Below are 19,467 nucleotides of genomic sequence, written 5' to 3'. Positions count from 1 at the left end.
TATCAAATAAGAACGGTTGAACCGTCGCTTCGTAGCATGACCTATTGCCCAGCTTCACGACACTACATAAACTCGGATCCATGTATCCAGGTTCGCCTCGCCCGCATAATAGCGGCGTAGCCCACAAGATTTCTGATGCTCGCGAGCGCATCAGGAAATTAGAAAAAGAACTAGCTCAAGCGCGTGCCGTTCTGAAGGCCCTGGAAAACCACGAACGTCAAGTCCTGCCAGATGAGGCACCACTAAACCTCAGTGATTCCCCCACCGAACAAAATATCACTGCGAAATCTAGTCTTCATGCCAAGCTGGAACTTTTCACACTCCGTTTTGCAGGCAGATCCGACGCATATGCCACGCGATGGGTCAGTAAAAAGACCCACAAAGCTGGTTGGAGCCCGTCCGTCAGAGGCGGATTTTATACTGACAAGAAACTAGATACCGACCTGCTACCAGTCAGCCCACAAGTTCTAGAACGTCACCTCCGCGGAAGTGACGAGGGCTCTAAAGAATTTCACGTCGGCATCTATCCTCTCACAACCGACAATCATTGCAAACTTCTAGCCTGTGACTTTGATGGGCAGACATGGAAGACCGATGCGGCTGCCTTTAGCCAAGCTTGTGCAGAAGCTGGGATTAGCAATCTGGCCGAGATTTCTAGGTCTGGTAACGGCGCTCACATCTGGATATTCTTCGATGCCTGGATTCCCGCATCCACAGCACGCAAAGCTGGCTCAGCACTGTTGCGAAAAGCCATGCAAATCAGCCCTGGCATAAAATTGGACAGCTATGATAGATTCTTCCCTTCCCAAGATGTCCTTCCCGTAAAAGCATCCGGACGGTTTCGATTGGGAAACCTCATTGCGCTGCCACTACAGGGAAACTGTCGCCGTCGTGGCACGACAGTATTTGCAGATCCCATCACCTGGCAACCCTATAACGATCAGTTTGAGGCCTTGGCCCGCACGAAACCCGCAACCGAGACCGTTATCCGTGACATTGCCGCCGAGTATGACCGTTATGTGGTGGGTCCGAAGGACTCAACATTCACTGCACGTCGACCCGATCGTAACGAACTTCAATCCGGCTTAAAAGATCAAACTATAACTATCCAGCGCCGAGCAATGTTGCACTTGAAAACAGAAACGTTACCTTCGGCATTCATCACCGAGCTCAAGCATAGGGCCTCGATTGCAAACCCTGAGTTTTACCGTCGTCAGGCGCAGCGGTTCAGCACATTCGGAGTGCCGCGTCTTGTGACCTGTTTTGAACACGACGACGTGGAACTCAGACTACCCCGAGGTCTCGCCGCTGAAACGAGACAACTGCTGAAGAAAGCTGGTGCCAAGGTCTCGATTCGGAACAAAGATAACCAGCCTCCACCACAACAACTTTCGTTTACTGGGCAGTTACGCCCCGAACAACATGATGCTGTGCACACCTTACTGAAACATCAGGACGGCGTGCTGGTCGCCTCGCCTGGAGCTGGGAAAACAGTGATGGCTTGCGCCCTCATCGCAGAACGCCAAGTTGCAACGGCCATTCTGGTGAACAGGTCCGAGCTGATCCACCAATGGCGAGAAAGACTCATGTCCTTTCTCGATATCGATCAGAAGCAGATCGGCCAATTGGGTGGCGGACGTAAGAAACGCACGGGTGTCATCGATCTCATCATGATGCAATCCATCAGTCACAGGGATGCCGACCCCACAATCCTGAACGATTACGGCCAGATTATAGTTGACGAATGCCACGGCATAGCTGCCCCCGCTAGCGAGGCAGCTATTCGTAAGGTTAACGTTCGATTTTGGGTTGGCCTAACGGCCACTCCTTTCAGAGCAGACCAGATGGACGAGTTGATTACGATGCAATGCGGACCAATTCGCCATGTCATGGAGGCCAAGACTCGAGGAAGCCGCCAACGAATTATTCACGAGACATCGTTTACAACCGAAGAACCCGGGACTGATGGAGCGTCCGTACAAGCTATATACAACGAGCTCAGCCTGGATCAGAAACGGAATAACCTCATTGTCGACCAGATTGTAAAGGCCACTTCAGAGCAGCGTTTCTGTCTGGTACTTACCAATCGAATAACCCATCTCCAGACGCTTCGTGCTCTTCTAGAATCTGGGATCAGCCACCCAGTATTTACTCTTCATGGTCAACTCACTGCACCTGAACGAGCACAAGTACGACAAAATATCGCCAGATGTGCAGCGCAGAACATTCCGTTCGTTTTGCTCGCCATCGACAAAGTTGCCGGAGAAGGTCTCGACATCCCGAACATGGATACTTTATTTCTGACGATGCCCGTCTCATTCAAAGGCCGCATTATCCAGCAAGCCGGACGAATCACGAGAGGTTCAACGCGCGGACAAGAGACCGCGATCGTGCACGACTTCCATGACACTCAGGTACCGCTACTCGCTCGGATGCATCGTCGACGGTCCAAGGTCCTACAGAAAGAGGGATTCTTACTACAGCCCGCGCTTCCAATTGCTGCGGGATAGGTATATTGAATCTCGCTTCAGACAATATTGACGATTGAATGAGAGAACTACGCGACATGCAATGGAAACGTAGGGCTCGACCAACTTGGAAATCTGTTTTAGCGATTCCAAATTTTGCCTCTTGTCGACACGCGCCTGATTTCGTGACAGCAGTGCTGATCTTTGGATTATCGAAAAGTCCGACGAGATTCTTCCCCTACTAAAAACTTGCAGCCCCTGTTATAGAAAAACTCAGTCTGGGTTATAGAAGCAGAATCAGCCAAATCGCTTTCCCAGCTACAGGCTCGTGGCATAAACTGAGTTTGGGAGGAATCATGGCAAAGAAGAAAATCGCTGCTAAACAAAATCCAAGAACGGGCTCGTACACCGTGCATATTCGCAAGAACGCTCTGACCGGCACATTCGACTCGAGTCCCCGTCAGCTCGGCACGATCTTGATTCAAGACAAGAGTGACAGATCTAGCAAGTGATCCAGAACCCCGTATCTTACGCAATTTTCTGATCCCCAAAAGAGCTTCAGTCCGCACCAGATGAACTGGGCGGACTGAACTGTTTCTGGCACGTTCATTAGGGACCGGCACAATCCGTCAACACACTGGCTGCTCCAGTTGTTGAATCATCAGATCCCTCAGAACCTAGCCGCCGCACGTGGGTGAAGGACAAACGTCATCATTTGAGCGCGAGCACCTCCACGGCTTGGCCTGTGATCTCAGCGATGAGTTCAAAATCCTTGTCCACGGCTAAGACAGTAAGACCAGCCTTTTCGGCAGTGGCGGCGATAAGTAGATCCGGGATAGATGGTGCTCGATGTTGTCCACGATCAGCAAGGAGCATCTGCACTTCGAATGCTCGATCTTCCATCGCCGGTGTCAAGTATTCAATCGGCATCAACGAAAGTGGCGGTAGCCCGAAAGCAGCCCTCGCGGCATCGCCCGACCTCGCTGAGAAACCCAACTCAAGTCTCGTCACTGTAGATAGGCGAACTAACCCTCGTTGGATACGTTCATTCCAGCTCGTCAGATCGGCAGCCTGTCCCAACTGCAACCGAACGTAGGCGGACCTATCGATCAACCAACTCGTCACCGCCATGCGGCGTCCATTACGGCAGGATCCTCAAGGTCGCTAAACGTGGCAGCAGATCGCTTCCAATCGGCAGCCGTAAGCCGCACCTGTGAATCCGAGTACGTGTCGGTATCGAGCTTCCGGCGCAAGAACTCGTTGCGCGACAAACCCAGCGCAGCAGCCTGAGCATCGATCCGCTCAACCACTTCCTCGCTGACACCCCGGATAAGTATATCTTTCATCTCAATCACCCCTCACGAAAATGATATCATGATATCACCAGGCGTACATGTGAGATCTGGCTGCGGAAGCCAGAAGAATACGCTACAGAATGCCTGACCATGTAGAGCTCTGAAGCGTCAGCCGGCTGCCAGTTCGGGGCCGTTGCGGACCACATCGACTGCCAGAGCCATAGCAATGGCAAAGGAGTCCTCATCGATACCAAACGTGGGCGTATGGTGCCCGCCGGCTTCAGGGTCTTCTTGGGCTCCGACGAACACATAACTGCTGGGCACGCGTTGGGCGAAGGCAGCGAAATCCTCACCACCCAACATCGGTGGCTCACTGATGATGGTGAGCGGATGTTGCTCGGCTAGGCCTCGAAGGATACGTGTGCGGGCCGGGTCGTTGTAGACGCCGTCGTAGCCCAACACGTAGTCCAGGTCCACACGCACCTGCGGGTCGGTCTGCAGGCTGATCGCGATCTGTTCGAGTGACTGTCGCACCAGCTGGCGGGCGTCGTCGTCCATAGTGCGGATGCTACCGCCCAGATGGGCCACACCCGGGATGACGTTCAACGCCGTATCAGTGCCGGCCTGAAGCCACGTGGCTGACACCACCGCCGGTGACAGCGGGTGAATGCGACGAGACACAATGTGCTGAATTTGCTGGATCGTTTGTGTCGCGAGGATGACCGGGTCAGTGGTTTCTTGTGGCATCGAGGCGTGTCCGCCGCGGCCATGGATCGTCATGCGGAAAAGATCTGAGTTGGCCGAAGCCGGGCCTTCTTTAATGTCGATGGTTCCGGTGGGTTGATAGCCCCACAGATGGAAGCCATACATGTAGTCGAAATCGTCGAAGAATCCGGTAGCCACCATTTCTTGGGCACCGCCGGGTGGCGTCTCCTCGGCGTGTTGGAAGACCGCGGTGATCGTGCCGGTCAGGTCAGCCAGGTGGTCACGCACCCAGAGCATGGTCGCCATGACGACCGCGGTGTGCCCGTCGTGACCACAGGCGTGCATGACTCCGGGGACTTCCGAGGCGAACTCCAAGTCGGGGCGATCCTCTTGAATCGCGAGCGCGTCGATATCTGCCCGCAGCCCCAGCTGTGGTCCGGGCCGTCCGGTGTCCAACGTGACCACCAGGGAGGTCGGGGTGAGGTTGCGCATCTGGGCCTCAGGTAGTTCGCTGCGCAGTTCACTCTCGATGTATGCCACCGTCTGGTGTTCAGCGAAAGACAGTTCCGGGTGGCGGTGCAGGTGTCGGCGCCAGGTGACCAACTGGTCGAGATACGGTGTGACATCTTGCATGGTTTACCCACCCTCTAAGTAAATTGGAGCGCCTGGACCGACTGGCCATCCGAGCAAGTACCAACCGATCATGAAGAGGATCCAGCCTATCCCCATGAACACCGAATAGGGTAGAAGTGCGGCGAGCAGCGTGCCCATCCCCATATCTTTTACGTACTTCTGCGCCAAAACCAACACCAGGGCGAAATACGGCAGCATCGGGGTAATGGGGTTTGAAATGGAATCCCCGATGCGGTACAGCATCTGCGTAAAGCCGGGGTGGTAGCCCAGCAGCATCATCATGGGCACGAGGATCGGCGCCAGGATTGCCCATTTCGCTGATGCGGACCCGAGGAACAGATTCAACACAGCTCCGATGAGGATAATCCCGATGAGCAGGACGACGCCGCTTTGCCCCTGTAGCAGTTCGGCTCCGATAATCGCAAAAATCGTGCCGAGATTGCTCCAGTCGAAGTACGCCAACAGTTGTGCTGCGAAGAACACGATGACAATAAAACTGCCCATCGATGCCATGGACTGCACCATCATAGTGGCCATGTCACTGGTACTTCGAATGGTCTTGGCGATCAAACCATAAACTAGACCGGGAATGAAGAACAGAATCGTGAGTAATATCGTGATCCCGTCCATGAAGGGCGCGCCCTGAATCATGTCGCCCGTTTCTGGGTTGCGCAACAACGCACCGGGCGGGATGTAGAGCAGTGCCAGCAGTACGACGAAACCAAGTGCCGAGATATTTGCCCAGCGCAGCGCCTTACGCTGTTGGTCGGTGATTTCCGATCCCCCTTCTGGGTCAACATACTCCGGATTGTCGTAGGAGCCCAAGCGTGGGATGGTAATCCGGGCAGTGACAAACCACAGGATCGGCAGCAAAAGCACTACGGAGGCGGCCGTGAAGTAGTAGTTCATGGCCGGTGTAAGCGAGATGCCAGGTTCTATGAGCTCGGCCGCCGGCTGGGTGAAGGCATAGACCAGGGCATCGGACATGCCGAGGATGAAGTTCGCCGCAAAGCCACCAATGGCAGCCGCGTACCCCAAGACAACTCCGGCGAATGGGTGCCACCCGAGTCGTAAGAAAATCATTGCTGCAAGTGGCGGCAGTACGATCGGGGCGGCATCGCCGGCTATATTACCTAACAATCCGACCAGGGCGATCGTAGGAATCACCATAAACTTCGGGGAGCGAGAGACCGCGTGGCGCAGCAGGATTTCAAAGTAACCCGTCCGCTCGGACAGCCCAATGCCAATCATGATGACCAGCACCAGACCCAAAGCGGGGAAGGCGCCAAAGTTCGCGGGTGCCTCGACGATCATGCGTCTGATGTTGTCTGCTGACAGCAGCGATTGGGCCTCAATGAATTCGCCGTCAGTGGGGCTTTGAGCCTGAACCCCGAAGAGTGCGGCGACCCAAGAACCCAGGATCATCAAGAGACACAGTCCGATAAAGATAATGATGGGATCCGGCAGTTTATTGCCGGCCCATTCGACGCCGTCCAGAACAAATTCGATGGGTCCACGTCTGCGCCCAAATTGTTTATCGGACCGAGCTCCGCGCCGGTTGCGCTTCGAACTATCCTTGGAGGAAGATGTATCGCGTTTGGTCATCTAGTCCCCTTCCGGCGCCAATGGCGCGGTCTCTGTAACACGGCGGAATGACTGCAACAATACGAAACAGCTCTATTGAATAGGTTAGTTCCATTCCGGTGTTTAGGCGAGCGAGTGGGATAGAGACCCGTTCCTGCTCGAGGCACATCGAGCCATCTTGCAATATGCTGCTCTCAGGTTGGCAGAGGGTACGTGCGTCCAGCAAATATGGTGAGGATGTAGCCCAATCGACGTGCAATGGGGTATCAGCGCTGATCCCCTGGCAGACACAACCTAGCGAAGTTACGACTGGAGAGACGACGATCTTCAGCAGTCTGGGCAGATTCAAATCTTGCAAGTTGATTCTGTGTAACCAGTGTAGCGTTCCATCGAGGTCACGTGCCGGAGGGTAGTCAACTCATTGCCTCAAGCGATTCCCCCGGTAAAGTACGTGAGGACGACTGGTCTGCACGCAGCACCCGTGACATCGCCTCGAGGTCGGTCACCTACCGCTGAGGACCAGTTTTAGATGACAATGCACGGTCAGGAGATCCATGATTGAGTTCCGCTCGGTTGGCAAGCAATTCGCGGATGGGACTCGTGCGGTGTCAGATTTTTCTCTGACGATCCCCTCCCACACCACTACCGTGTTCGTTGGTCCTTCCGGCTGCGGTAAAACCACGCTGTTGCGAAGTATCAACCGCATGGTAGACCTGACCGAAGGCCAGATCCTCATCGACGACGTCGATATTTCCGACCGCAACCCGGTGCAGCTACGCCGCAGCATTGGCCATGTCATGCAGCATGCTGGTCTGCTGCCACATCGTCGAGTGATTGATAACGTGTCCACGCCGCTGAGACTCAACGGCGTGGCAAAGGCGGACGCCAGACAGCGTTCGGCCCAAATGTTAGCGACCGTGGGGTTGGATGAGTCGATGCATCGGAGATACCCGAGTCAACTTTCCGGTGGGCAACAGCAGCGTGTGGGAGTCGCCAGGGCGCTAGTCAACGACCCGAATATCTTACTGATGGATGAGCCGTTCAGTGCAGTGGACCCCATCGTGCGTGCCGAACTGCAGGACGAAATGCTGCGACTCCAGGAAAAATTAAAGAAGACCATCGTCTTCGTAACCCACGATATAGCAGAGGCTTTTGCTATGGGCGACCAGGTGGTCGTGCTCAAGACGGGTGGAACAGTCGCTCAGGTTGGGTCCCCAACCGATCTCCTGGCCGAACCTGCCGACGAATTTGTTGAGGAATTTATTGGCCTGCAACGTGGTGGCCGCACTCTTCAGGTGCAGGAGCTCCAGGGTCGGCTGATCATTGTCGATCAGCACGGCCGCCCCATGGGAGTTCTAGAGTGAACTGGGCGCTTGCCAACTCCGAACGGCTTTTGGACTTGCTCTGGCAGCACACCTGGATCAGCGCGGTGGCGATCGGGCTGGGCTTTGCCCTGGCCCTACCTGTGGGTTGGGCTGCTTATGCGTTGCGGAATACTCGTCGGCAGGGTGCGCGGCAGGTAAGCGGTGTCATCGTCAGTGTGAGCAGCTTGCTCTACACCATCCCGTCGCTGCCGCTGTTTGTCATCTTGCCAACCGTCTTGGGCTTGGGATGGCTCAATCCCATCAATGTGCTGGTGGCGCTGGTGATTTATGCCTTCGCCATCATGGTCCGGGGTGTGGTGGATGCGCTGCACGCTGTGCCGGAAAGCGTGCTCGACTCTTCGGTCGCGTGCGGCTTCAATAAATTTCAATTGGGCTTATACGTCACCCTGCCGCTTGCTGGACCAGTCATCTTGGCCACACTGCGCGTGGTCTCAGTGAGCACCGTTAGCCTGTTGAGCATCGGTGCACTGATTGGCGTGCAGAACCTCGGCTCGTTGTTCACAAACGGGTTCAATCGCAACTTCCCCACAGAAATCATCACCGGGGTGGTCCTGACGGTGGCCCTGGCGCTGCTTTTCGATGTGGTCCTCATGCTGGCCGGAAACCTGTTGATGCCCTGGCAATCTACTCTGCGCGCAGGTGATGCATGAGTCTGTTGGAAGAGACGCTGGCCTGGTTTAGTGATCCGGCCCAGTGGACCGGAGACGTGAGCATCCCGTGGCGCGTTGTCGAGCATCTGGGTTACACGTTGCTCGCCACTGCAGCAGCTGCCGTCGTGGCGATACCTCTTGGCATCTTCATCGGTCACATCGGTCGATGGCGCAACCTAGCAGTGCTGACCACTGGAGCGATGCGTGCACTACCGATCCTGGGCCTGCTTACACTGTTGGCGCTGTGGCTTGGCATCGGGGTAGGCGTTTCGGTCATCGCCTTAGCGGTCCTGTGCGTCCCACCCCTGTTGGCCGGTATGTACTCCGGTCTAGAATCGGTGCATGCCAATGCAGTCGGTGCTTCCCGAGCTTTGGGCATGACCGAAACGCAAATTATTCTCCGGGTGGAGCTGCCGCTTGCCATGCCCGTCATCCTAGGTGGACTGCGCTCCTCGGTGCTGCAAGTTACTGCCACGGCGACAGTAGCCGCCTTCATCGGCGCCGGGGGCCTGGGCCGCTATATAATCGACGGATTAGCGGTCAGAGACACTCCGCGCGTCCTGGCAGGAGCGATCCTGGTCGTCGTGCTCGCGCTCATGCTCGACCTAATGTTTGCCGCAGCCCAACGCTTGAGCGCCAGGCTTGCCAACCCTGCAGCGGAGACCTTCGCTACCTCCCGAGTCCCCTCACAGAGTCCATCAGCACATCTACCAAGGAGAACAACCCATGATCAGCCGCCGACTCATGACCCTGGGCGCAGCATTGCTCCTCTTGACCGCCTGCAGCGATCCCAACACCACCGACCAGGTGGATAACGGCGACCAAGCAGCAGGTGCCGTCGAGTCTGTCAGCATTGGCTCGGCAAACTTCCCCGAAAGTGAGATCATTGCCGAGATCTACGCACAAGCTCTAGAAGCCGACGGCGTGGAAGTCGACCGTAACTTCCAGATCGGTGCGCGGGAGGTGTACCTACCTGCCCTGGAGAATGCCGAAATCGACCTGATGCCCGATTACACCGGGAACCTGTTGACCTACCTAGACCCGGAAACCACTGCCACTTCCGCCGAAGACATTGAAGCTGAGCTACAACAGACTCTTCCGGAGGGATTAGAGATCTTGACTCCAGCCCCCGCCGAGAACAAAGACTCGCTCAATGTCACGCCAGAGTTCGCGGCAGAACACGACCTGGAGTCCATTGGTGATCTGGCTGCATTAGAGCAAGTGCGGCTGGCCGCCAATCCAGAGTTCGCCGAACGCTCCTATGGTCTGCCAGGAATGGCCGAGATTTACGGCGTCACCAACGTTGACTTCACCGCCATCAGCGACGGCGGCGGACCCGCGACAGTACAGGCACTGCTTGACGGCACCGTTGACGTCGCCGACATTTACACCACAACCCCGGCCATCGAAGAACACAGCCTCGTGACCCTAGAAGACCCAGACGAGATGATCGCCGCGCAATACATTGTGCCGGTCATTCGGACTGAGGCGATGGATGACCAGGTGGTCGAGACCCTGAATCAGATTTCCGCAGCGTTGACCACGGAGACTCTGATGGAAATGAATGCCTTGAACTCTGGTGAGGACGTTCAAGAGCCGACAGAAATTGCAGCCGATTGGCTTGAGGAAAACGACCTCAACTAGGACGCAGTCTGTCTGGGTGAAAACCACTCCTTCGACTTCGACGCCATACGAAATCTTGACCGTCAGTGCGATAATAGTCCCAAGAAGGTCGCGTGGTGTTCGACCTAACTACTTCCGCGACCACTCGGAGCTTAAGCTACAAGTGGCTCTGAACAAACCCACAGGCCACATCAGCCGGTGGCTCTCATTCGCACCATGAGTGGCCCCCAGTACTGCAAATATTCAAGAACATCTGCGCAACGATCTTGATATTGCGCGAAACGTTATTGTTCAGGCGTCGTGCCATGGCCGCGATAACACAGCGCTACTTCATGCACTGGACTATTTCGGGGAAACCGCCCGCGGCGTCGTCGCCATCGGTAGTGACGTTAGCCAGAGCGAACTCGCAGACATGCATCACCGTGGCGTTCGCGGAGTGCGGTTCAACTTCGTCAAGCGGCTTGTCGAAAACCAGTCCCTGGAAGAGGTCGAGCTCGTTGCCGCAAAGATTCGTGAGCTCGGTTGGCACATTGTGGTGTACTTTGAGTCGCCAGATCTCCCCGACCTCGCAGACTTCCTCGCCAACCTGGATGTCCCACTGATCATTGATCACCTGGGCCGGCCAGACGACGCCGTCCTGCTCAACTACCTGACTCAGATAGCCCCCGACGAATCCGACATGCAACGTCAACTCGTCGACAACCCAATGGCTCTTTACTGGGGTAAATAACGACGACAGCGCCGCAGCCGCGTATGGTTCACAACCCACACATGGTGCCGCAATCGCAACTGACAGTCCGGAGGTAGTGCTGTGTGGTTCGAGCATCAGGGTCCGAGGGTTCCGATGGCAACGACATTGACTCCATCAACTCGGCGATACGAGGGTCCGGAAGAAACCACCACCGTCAGGGACGTTGGCTGGTTGTCCGCAACCTGATCTGCAAACTTCAGCAATCCCGCTGCTGCAGCATCGATGACAGCAGGATCGTTGCCCAGTTTGATTTCAAAAGCCGACCAGCTACCATCGGGCAGTGTCACCACGGCGTCAAGTTCTCGGCCCTGAGAGTCTCGTGCGTGGCTCACAGTGCCACTTGTTGCTTGGGAAAAGACTCTCAGCTGTTGGACGACCAGCGATTCAAAGAGCTGCCCGGTGAAACGCGGATCTTTTAAGAGTGCATCTTCGGAGGCACCAAGAGCAGCAACTGCTAAGGATGGGTCCACGAAATGACGTTTTGGTTCCTGGCGCAGGGTCGCGGACGAGCGTAAGTGGGTCGACCACGCGGGCTGATCTTCGATAATGAATATGCGTTGCAACGCAGCCAAATAGTCCCGTACGGTATCACGCGACAAAGACGTTTCATCTTTGGCCAGGGTCGCAAGCGTCACTTCACTTGCGGTAGAACGAGCTAGCGCCGATAAGAGCCGCCGAACTCGCACCGGGTCCCGTTGCACACTATCAACCTCTTGCAGGTCGACTTCGGCCACGGTGTCTAAATAATCCCGCAGATTCAAGCTAGCTTGCGAGGCATCTAGATCTTGAAAACCAGGCCAACCGCCAACGACCACCCGGGTAACAAGATCCCGGTATGAGAACCCCGGGTCGGTAGATCTCGGAGGATTCCCAGCGAGCAAGTTCGCAAAAGAAGTCTCGTTTGTAGAGTGACCAGTTTCTGACAGCGTCATCGTGCGCATTTTAAGTCGCGCAAATCGGCCTGCTCCTGTGTGGCGCTTCGCATCCGAGGTCGGTGCCATAGAGCCGGTCAGAATAAATTGTCCCTTTTGCCTTCTGGCATCGACCTCTCCACGCACGATGTTCCAGAGTCGTGGTGCAAGCTGCCATTCGTCAAAGAGTCGTGGCACGTCACCTTGCAACGCCAACTGAGGATCGATTCCTAATAGATCTATGAAGCCCGGCTCCCGATCAATCCTGACAATACTGTTGGCAACTTGGAGTGCTGTCTCAGTTTTCCCGCACGCTCGTGGGCCTTCAATCAGCACCGCCCCGGCCCTCTTCAGTGCAGCAGACAACTCAGCATCAACAATTCTCGTCACATACTCGAACCCAGACATCCAGCACTCGCTTCGCAATAATTACAACTAGTCGTCAATTTAGAACCACATTAGTCGTCAGTTTAGAAAGGTTCCAGTCGTCAGTTTAAAGGCTATTCACTCGTCAATTTAGAACTATCTTGGTCGCCACTTTATAAAACTGCGGGGGGCTTCATCAGTCACGCACGATCCTAATTCAGGGTAGGACTCGAAAATCCGACGAGTGCGCCAGTGTGCCGACTCCTCCTCAGCTATCGAATCCCGTCAAAAGAGATCCAGCCCGCACCAGATGAAACGGGCGGGCTGAGCTGTTACTTCGCTAGCTTAGTGGAGTTCCTTGTCATTCATCGAGCTGTGTATGAGTCCACCAATTCCCAAGACCTCGCGCCTTGCGGCTACCCTTGCGAAGGTTGGGCAGCCAGAATCGATCTGTCTTCGATAGTTGGGATCGAACAGGCGGCACCAGTACTCGACAGAATCGTGGTGTCCGAAATCGATGAACTGTGGTCACCCCACACCGCACCGATCATCAGTGTTGGCCAGGGCAGCCAGCACCGACTAGTTATCACCAATGCTCCCACCTGAAACATACCTCCCCACGACGACGATGAACAACACCACAAACGGTGTGATCAGCGCGCGCATCGGTGATACAGCAAGCCTCTGGCGTCTACTCCCCTTGGGTCAGCTGACATAGGTCACGACTCGCTCCCGGTGTGCCAACCTCTCAAGCGCGAAACGCCCAGCCGATCGATTCGAGCCTTGCCAATTATTGGCCTAGGGCCACCTGAAATTCAGCGAGCTACTTTCCAACCACGGTTCCTTCAGGTAACCGTTAGGCAGCGGACCGCAATAGCGGCCGCTGCCTAACGGACTCTTATACATTCCTCCGCCGTCTGTGCGATCCGATCAAACGCCTACTCTTGGGATGGCTTCTGAAGCAGTCGCTGTTCGGATTGCAGACGTCGTGCGAGGGATCTACACGCGAGCTGGGGTGACCGAGTTGGCGTTGTGAACAGCTCCCTCGGGGACATCCTGTTGTCCAATATCTCGACCGAGGCGGTAACCGAATACCATCGCCGGGCCGATATGCGAACCATAGCCTGGGTACCCGCCACCAAAGACTGACACGGCAGCGGCGCCCACGGCATAGAGTCCGGGAATCTGTTGACCAGCACCATCCAGCACGGAGGCACCATTATCGACGTCAAGCCCGGCGAAAGACCCAAGATCACCCATTTTGATTCGCACCGCGTAGTACGGAGCTTTTTTCAACTCGGCCAGGTTCGGATTTGGTTTGTGTAACGGGTCGCCGCGGAAATGGTTGTATGCCGTGGAACCACGTCCAAAGTCCTCGTCCTCACCCGTGCGTGCAAAGCCGTTGAATCGCTCCACCGTGGATTCTAAGGTTGCGGGATCTGCTCCGATTTTTTCGGCTAGCTCTCGCAGCGTGGTGGCTTTGATAAGAAAACCTGTGTCGTGGAAGTATTGTCGTGGAATTGGCCAAGGTTTTGCGTACCCGATCCCATAGGTGTCCATACATTTTTCGTCCGCAATGATCCAGGCATAGGTATCGGATTCGTTTTTGTCATGTTCCAACAGTTGGCGGCCAAAATCATGGTAACTCAGTGCTTCATTCCCAAAGCGTTTCCCATAACGATCCACCGTGATCATACCCGGCAAACCAATTTGTCGTAGATGAGGGAATAAGCGCTGTCGGTCGTCGCTGAGTTGCCTAAATTCAGTCACAGGCGCCCATGAACCCGGGGTGAACACATCGTTACTGATCTGGCCTCCCGCCTTCATGGCCAGCACGGCACTGGAGCCGTTGTGTCCCACCGTGGGGGTGATGTGGTTATTACCTTCTGAGTCGTGGTCAAAGTATTTTCGGCGCAGCGTAGCGTTACCGGTGAATCCCCCACCGGCCAGAACCACGCCGTGGCGCGCGTTAACGACACCACTATGACGGCCACCGCCCAGGACAGCTCCAGTGATCGCGCCGTCGTCGTCCTGCATGAGAGATTCGACAGGGGTTGACGTCCAAATCTGAACACCGGCATCCAGCGCAGATTTCACCATGCGAGTGATCAACGCTGACCCGTTGGTACGTTTAACCGGTTGACCTTTCGTAAGTTGATCAAACCAGGTTCTGGTGAGTTTGGTGCCAGCATAAGCGAAGGATTTCAGCGAACGGTTAGCGTAGAGGAATTGGGTCAGATCATCGCCAACCTGTGGCATGTAACCAAATACCGTATAAGAGCTCAGGTACGGTTGTAGCTCTTTGCGGCGTTTACCCAGCATGCGCGCATCAGCATCTCCTGGCAGGATGGCCCGACCACCGATGCGAGCACCAGGCAGATCCATTTGGTAGTCCGGCGCTTTCTCGGGGTAGACGAAGTTGACCTCAGTGTTGTGTTCGAAGAACTTGATCGTCTCGGGCACAGTATCTAAGAACACATCTATGCGTTCTTCGTTGAAGTTGTCCGGGGCCAGCGCTTTTAGGTATGTCTTCACTTCCTCTTTGGTGTCGCCGGCTTTCTGGCCAGCCGGATTGCCTGGCACCCAGGCCCAGCCAGCAGAAATAGCAGTCGTTCCCCCGAAGTATGGGTTTTGTTCGGCAACGATCACGCGCAGCCCGCGGTAGGCAGCTGCAATGGCCGTCGAGAGTCCTGCAATGCCTGATCCAACGACCAGGACGTCGCAGTCACGAGCATTCGATGACATGTGTGGCATAGAATGTGTAATCCTTTCAAGTGGTTCGCTGTGTTGAGTTAGGCGACCGGCGTAGTTGGTGAAGTGACAATCGTGACGGATGATACCTGGTCACGCTGAGCTCGCCAATACGGTTCTCCGAGATCTTTGATCGGGGTGAAGGCTGTCTCACGAGCCGACAGAACCGCTACGATGGCCAACACTGTGCAAACAGTTCCAAAAATGGCGACCGGCACCCAGCCGTAGGCACCTTCGGCCAGCAGTAGGCCACCGATCATTGGGCCGAAGCCAGCGACCACCAAGCCCAGCTGGTTGCCCATGGCCATGCCGGTGTAACGCAGCGGGGTGGCGAAGAGCTCAGCAAAGAAACTGGGCCATACACCGTTGAATCCGGAATAGCAGATGGTCATGAACAATACGGTGGCCATGAAGACCAACCAAATGTTGCCGGTGCCTAACGCCATGAAGTATAAGAAGAGCGAGACCGCGCTACCGATCATGGCAGACAGCATCAGTGGTTTGCGGCCGATCTTATCCGCCAGCATGCCACAGGCTGGCATAGCCAACATCGATAGTCCGATTGCCACCGCGTTGACGCCCAGAATTTCTGCGCGCTCAAAGCCCCCTTGATCAGTGGCGTATGACAAACCGAAAACAGTCAGAATGGTTTGCATGACCGAGAAGATCGACATGAGCAGGACCCGGAATACATCAAGACCTTGGTATTTGATCGCGAGACGGGCTGGAGCGTCCTGAGTCTTTTCCTTTTTCACGTCGTCTTCGAAAACCGGAGTTTCGTCGAGTTTTGTGCGGACCCAAAACGCTAATGCTAGAACGAGGACTGACAGCCAGAAAGGTACTCGCCATCCCCACGTCATCATGTGTTCTTCTGGCAGCATGGTCACTGGGATGAACACGAGGGTTGATAGCACCATGCCTGAGGCATAGCCGGTCATCACAAACGAGGTGAAGAACCCACGACGACCTTCTGGAGAGTGCTCCAGTGTCAACGAGGATGCGCCGGCGGATTCGGCTCCGGCTGAGAACCCCTGTGCTAATCGTCCGATGACCAACAGTACTGTTGCCCAGAGGCCGATTTGTCCGTAAGTCGGTAGTAGCCCAATGCCCAAGGAGGCAAGACCCATGATCATCAGGGTCAAGAGCAGTACGTTTTTGCGGCCCAGTCTGTCACCAAAGTGTCCCATCACGAGCCCGCCGAGCGGGCGAGCAATATAGGCTACCCCAAAGGTCGCAAAGGCACCGATCGTTGCAACGAGCTGATTGCCTTCTGGGAAGAATAATTGCGGAAAGACCAAGGCCGCCGCGGTGCCGTAAATGAAGAAATCATAGTATTCCAGGGTCGAACCTAAAAACGAGGCGAGTGCGGCCTTCTTTGGGCTTTGACGCTGTTCTAATTGTGGAGTTGATGCGCTCATCTTGAGGCCTCCTGCTGGTTGGCAAATAGTGCCGAATCATCGATCTGAAAATCGACGTAGGCAATATCTTCCACGTTGGGTAATGAATAGGGTTTGATCGCTTCATGCAGCGGATGGGTGTTGTACACCTGGAGGGCATCTGCCGATTCGAAATCGGCGATGATCGCGTGGTCCCACGACTTATCAGTGGCCAGAACGTCTGAACCATGGACCAGTCGAATCATGCCGGGGATGTTACCGATCATCGCATCCAGTCCAGCGATCCACTGGGCACGAATATCGTCGGTAAATGAAGGTTTCCACTTGAATAAGACAATGTGTCGAAGCATTAGACTAGTACCTCCTTCGCAACGTGCGGAGTGGAGGTTGTGGATCGAGCTATGACGTCGCGTCCGGCAAGATATGCCAGAGTCATCAATGGTCCTAGCGTGGCTCCGGCCCCTGGATACCCGGAAGCATACGGTGAATCGGCCACGTTGCCTGCCGCGTAGAGTCCCGGGATTGGCGTGCCGTCGACGTCGACGACTCGGCCGCGTCCATCGGTTCCGACGCCGCCACTTGTACCAAAAGCTCCGTTGACCACTTCAAGCGCGTAGTACGGTCCGTATTGCAGTGGACCCAACGACGGGTTGGGCCACGGGCATTGAGCATCGCCCCAGTAGCGATCATATTCCGAATCACCGCGACCGTGATCTTCGTCGACTCCCTTGATGGCCATAGCATTGAACCGATCAACTGTTGCGACCAGTGTATTGGCAGGGACATCAATTTTTTCAGCGAGCTCTTCCAACGTGTCCGCCTCGTGCAGATAGAAGGGGGTGGGCTGGCCGGCGCGGTGATCCATGATGCCATACCGCTCTAGATAGGACTGATCGAAGACTACGTGGGCTGGGGTATTGAGCGTCTGGTTCTTCGTGGAATCCCAGGACTGTAAACAACGAGCCAGGTCGTTGTAGTTTTGAGCCTCATTGGCAAAGCGCTGCCCGTGTCGGTTGACCATAATAGAACCGGGTCCTTGGCGTTCAAAACGCAGCAGCGATCCGATGGGTTGACCATCCCTGGTACCACCGGTCATCGACATGGGTGCCCACCAGGCTTCGCGAGTGCCTCGTGTTGCTGATCCGATTCGTTGAGCCATTTTCAGCCCATCGCCAGTATTGGATGGCGGGGAGCAAACCGTGTACAGGCGTGAGGCCAGCATGGAATCAGTCAATTGACGATCCCATTCAAAACCACCGGATGCCAACATGACCGCACTGGCAGAAACTTGTTGACCGCCTGCTATCACCACGCCTGTCACGGCAGAATCATCTGTCATGAGCCGTTGCACCTGGGCCTCAACGGCGAAAGTTACACCGTGCCGCTGACAAGCAGCCACTAACATGGAAACCAAAGCATGCCCCTTTGCCGCGACGCCTGAATCCATTCGCTTTTGCATCTCTTCCCAAGGGAATCGCGTGAAAGCACCCCACGTTTCATATTCCTGCATCGTGTAGGGATGGCGTCCATCGGTTCGAATATATTGAGCAATTTGACCCAGGGAGTCTCGGTAATTGAACAGTTGCGGTTCCACTGTTCGTCCGCCCGTTGCAGCGCCCGGCAGATCTTGACGGTAGTCAGGAAAGTTATTCAAGAAAATGAACTCGACGCCGAGTTTCTCCTCCGCGTAGCGCAACATCTCAGCACCATGATTGACCGCAGCGTCAAGCAGCTCGTGGCGTCCACGCCCACGTGATACGGCTTCCACATATTCACGTCCGGCAGCTTTGGAATCCTCCACACCGTCCTGTTCTGCGTAATGATTGGCTACTATCCACAGCATCCCTCCGGATACCGCCGACGTTCCACCCAATAGCCCAGACTTCTCGACGACGAGGACTTGCAAACCGGATTCGGCAGCAGTTGCTGCGGCGGTCAAGCCGGCAGCACCTGAGCCCACAACAACCAAGTCGTAGTGTTCCGCAAGCGTGCGCTGCTCCAAAATTTCCATGAGGTAAATCACCTTTCGCATTAGATGTGATCTACATCATGCCCGCTTGATCGGCATCTGCGAGGCGGGTGTTCCATTCAATGGATCAGCTTAGCTCGTTCAATGGAACACCTAGATGTGTCGTGGAGAGGGAACCGTCCGCCGAGCAAACTCCACTCCCCTGTTGGGTTCCACCCCGAGCTGGCGCTGAATCCCAGCGGAAGCGAACTTGAGGTGTGAAACAAAACGCTCCGGGGCCTCATCACTGACCGGAACTATAATCGTCAGCGCTGCAATGGCGTGACCCATTTCTCCGAAGATAGGCACGGCGACGCCCGTGGATTCAGGAATGATTGATCCGGGCGCGATAAAGTAGCCGTCCCGGCGAATTGCGGCCAAGACGCGTCGCAGCTCCCCCGGATCTGTCAAAGTAGTCGCTGTGAATTTCTTGAGCTTACGACTCAGCAACAGGTCTTGATCCACTTGTTTTGCATACGCCATTAAAACGAGCCCTGCAGACGTAGCATGGGCGGGCAGCCTACCGGCGACTGCTGTGATGTTCTCAGTGAGCGCATGAGGTGCAAATCGTTCGATATACAGCACCTCGTTACGATCCAAGATGCCTAATGAGACGTGAACTTCGAGGTTGGCAACGAGGTCTTCCATGGCCGCCACGGCAGCTTCGCGCAGCCCCTCCAACGGTGCTCCGCTGAGTGCCAGCTCCCATAAGCGTGTGCCGTGTTTCCATCCGCTATTGGCTTCGACCCTGGTCACCAGACCCTCAATTTCGAGTTCAGCCAATAACCGGTAAGTTGTAGAGACTGGTAAACCCGCGATGTCAGCTGTCTCGCGCACGCTCCTACCGCGCGGGTTCTGGTCGGCCAACGCCGCCAGGACCCGGACTGCTCGACTAATAAGTGACTCGCCAGATGGTGAGTTAGCCATACGTCCCGACTGC

At 55.5% G+C, this 19,467-nt stretch carries 16 protein-coding genes; 6 read left to right on the top strand and 10 right to left on the bottom strand.

The genetic code is table 11. The features are described from left to right. Positions 1-80: 80 nt before the first annotated feature. Positions 81-2,510, top strand: a complete 2,430-nt coding sequence (locus A6F49_RS16835) for a DEAD/DEAH box helicase (RefSeq protein ID WP_082911887.1) — start codon at positions 81-83, stop codon at positions 2,508-2,510. 669 nt (positions 2,511-3,179) lie between these two features. Here the strand turns inward: A6F49_RS16835 and A6F49_RS16830 are convergent. From A6F49_RS16830 to A6F49_RS16815, 4 genes are all read right to left on the bottom strand, one after another. Next, a complete protein-coding gene (locus A6F49_RS16830) occupies positions 3,180-3,599 on the bottom strand; it encodes a PIN domain nuclease (RefSeq protein ID WP_043055827.1) in 420 nt (139 codons plus the stop codon). Beyond that, a complete protein-coding gene (vapB, locus tag A6F49_RS16825; RefSeq protein WP_043055826.1) occupies positions 3,590-3,814 on the bottom strand; it encodes a type II toxin-antitoxin system VapB family antitoxin in 225 nt (74 codons plus the stop codon). Before vapB ends, A6F49_RS16830 begins: the two co-directional genes overlap by 10 nt. Before the next feature lie 117 nt (positions 3,815-3,931). Beyond that, a complete protein-coding gene (locus A6F49_RS16820; RefSeq protein WP_043055825.1) occupies positions 3,932-5,101 on the bottom strand; it encodes a M20 metallopeptidase family protein in 1,170 nt (389 codons plus the stop codon). Positions 5,102-5,104: 3 nt separating this feature from the next. Beyond that, the gene (locus A6F49_RS16815; protein WP_082911886.1) at positions 5,105-6,706 is read right to left on the bottom strand and encodes an AbgT family transporter; all 1,602 of its coding nucleotides are present in this window, start codon (positions 6,704-6,706) and stop codon (positions 5,105-5,107) included. A gap of 533 nt (positions 6,707-7,239) precedes the next feature. Between A6F49_RS16815 and A6F49_RS16810 the strand changes: the two genes are divergently transcribed. The 5 genes from A6F49_RS16810 (at position 7,240) to A6F49_RS16790 (ending at position 11,073) form a co-directional block, all read left to right on the top strand. Beyond that, entirely contained in the window at positions 7,240-8,049 is an 810-nt protein-coding gene (locus tag A6F49_RS16810; protein WP_043055824.1) for an ABC transporter ATP-binding protein, read from the top strand. Continuing rightward, entirely contained in the window at positions 8,046-8,720 is a 675-nt protein-coding gene (locus A6F49_RS16805) for an ABC transporter permease (protein WP_043055823.1), read from the top strand. Before A6F49_RS16810 ends, A6F49_RS16805 begins: the two co-directional genes overlap by 4 nt. Continuing rightward, a complete protein-coding gene (locus tag A6F49_RS16800) occupies positions 8,717-9,535 on the top strand; it encodes an ABC transporter permease (RefSeq protein WP_067605905.1) in 819 nt (272 codons plus the stop codon). The genes A6F49_RS16805 and A6F49_RS16800 overlap by 4 nt, the downstream gene beginning before the upstream one ends. After that, positions 9,447-10,364: an ABC transporter substrate-binding protein gene (locus tag A6F49_RS16795; RefSeq protein WP_043055822.1), complete on the top strand. Its 918-nt coding sequence runs from the start codon at positions 9,447-9,449 to the stop codon at positions 10,362-10,364. The genes A6F49_RS16800 and A6F49_RS16795 overlap by 89 nt, the downstream gene beginning before the upstream one ends. A 199-nt stretch (positions 10,365-10,563) precedes the next feature. Continuing rightward, a complete protein-coding gene (locus A6F49_RS16790) occupies positions 10,564-11,073 on the top strand; it encodes an amidohydrolase family protein (protein WP_052499989.1) in 510 nt (169 codons plus the stop codon). A 95-nt stretch (positions 11,074-11,168) separates the two neighbouring features. On the opposite strand, the gene A6F49_RS16785 is transcribed toward A6F49_RS16790, so the two are convergent. From A6F49_RS16785 to A6F49_RS16755, 6 genes are all read right to left on the bottom strand, one after another. After that, positions 11,169-12,395 (bottom strand): ATP-binding protein, encoded by a 1,227-nt coding sequence (locus tag A6F49_RS16785; protein WP_235605050.1) that lies wholly within the window; start codon positions 12,393-12,395, stop codon positions 11,169-11,171. A 975-nt stretch (positions 12,396-13,370) separates the two neighbouring features. Next, a complete protein-coding gene (locus A6F49_RS16775) occupies positions 13,371-15,125 on the bottom strand; it encodes an FAD-dependent oxidoreductase (protein WP_150119573.1) in 1,755 nt (584 codons plus the stop codon). Positions 15,126-15,163: 38 nt separating this feature from the next. Continuing rightward, positions 15,164-16,540 carry an MFS transporter gene (locus A6F49_RS16770; RefSeq protein ID WP_043055819.1) on the bottom strand — a complete coding sequence of 459 codons (1,377 nt, stop codon included), beginning with the start codon at positions 16,538-16,540 and terminating at the stop codon, positions 15,164-15,166. Beyond that, positions 16,537-16,869 (bottom strand): Dabb family protein, encoded by a 333-nt coding sequence (locus A6F49_RS16765; protein ID WP_043055818.1) that lies wholly within the window; start codon positions 16,867-16,869, stop codon positions 16,537-16,539. The genes A6F49_RS16770 and A6F49_RS16765 overlap by 4 nt, the downstream gene beginning before the upstream one ends. Beyond that, positions 16,869-18,551: an FAD-dependent oxidoreductase gene (locus tag A6F49_RS16760; RefSeq protein ID WP_327019985.1), complete on the bottom strand. Its 1,683-nt coding sequence runs from the start codon at positions 18,549-18,551 to the stop codon at positions 16,869-16,871. The genes A6F49_RS16765 and A6F49_RS16760 overlap by 1 nt, the downstream gene beginning before the upstream one ends. A gap of 90 nt (positions 18,552-18,641) precedes the next feature. Further along, positions 18,642-19,454: an IclR family transcriptional regulator gene (locus tag A6F49_RS16755; RefSeq protein ID WP_043055816.1), complete on the bottom strand. Its 813-nt coding sequence runs from the start codon at positions 19,452-19,454 to the stop codon at positions 18,642-18,644. Positions 19,455-19,467: the final 13 nt, after the last annotated feature.

The sequence above is a fragment of the Enteractinococcus helveticum genome (assembly GCF_001657475.1).
GTDB classification, from domain to species: Bacteria; Actinomycetota; Actinomycetes; order Actinomycetales; family Micrococcaceae; genus Yaniella; species Yaniella helvetica.
The sequence above is the reverse complement of the archived record's forward strand: the minus strand, read 5'-3'. Positions and strand labels throughout refer to the sequence as shown.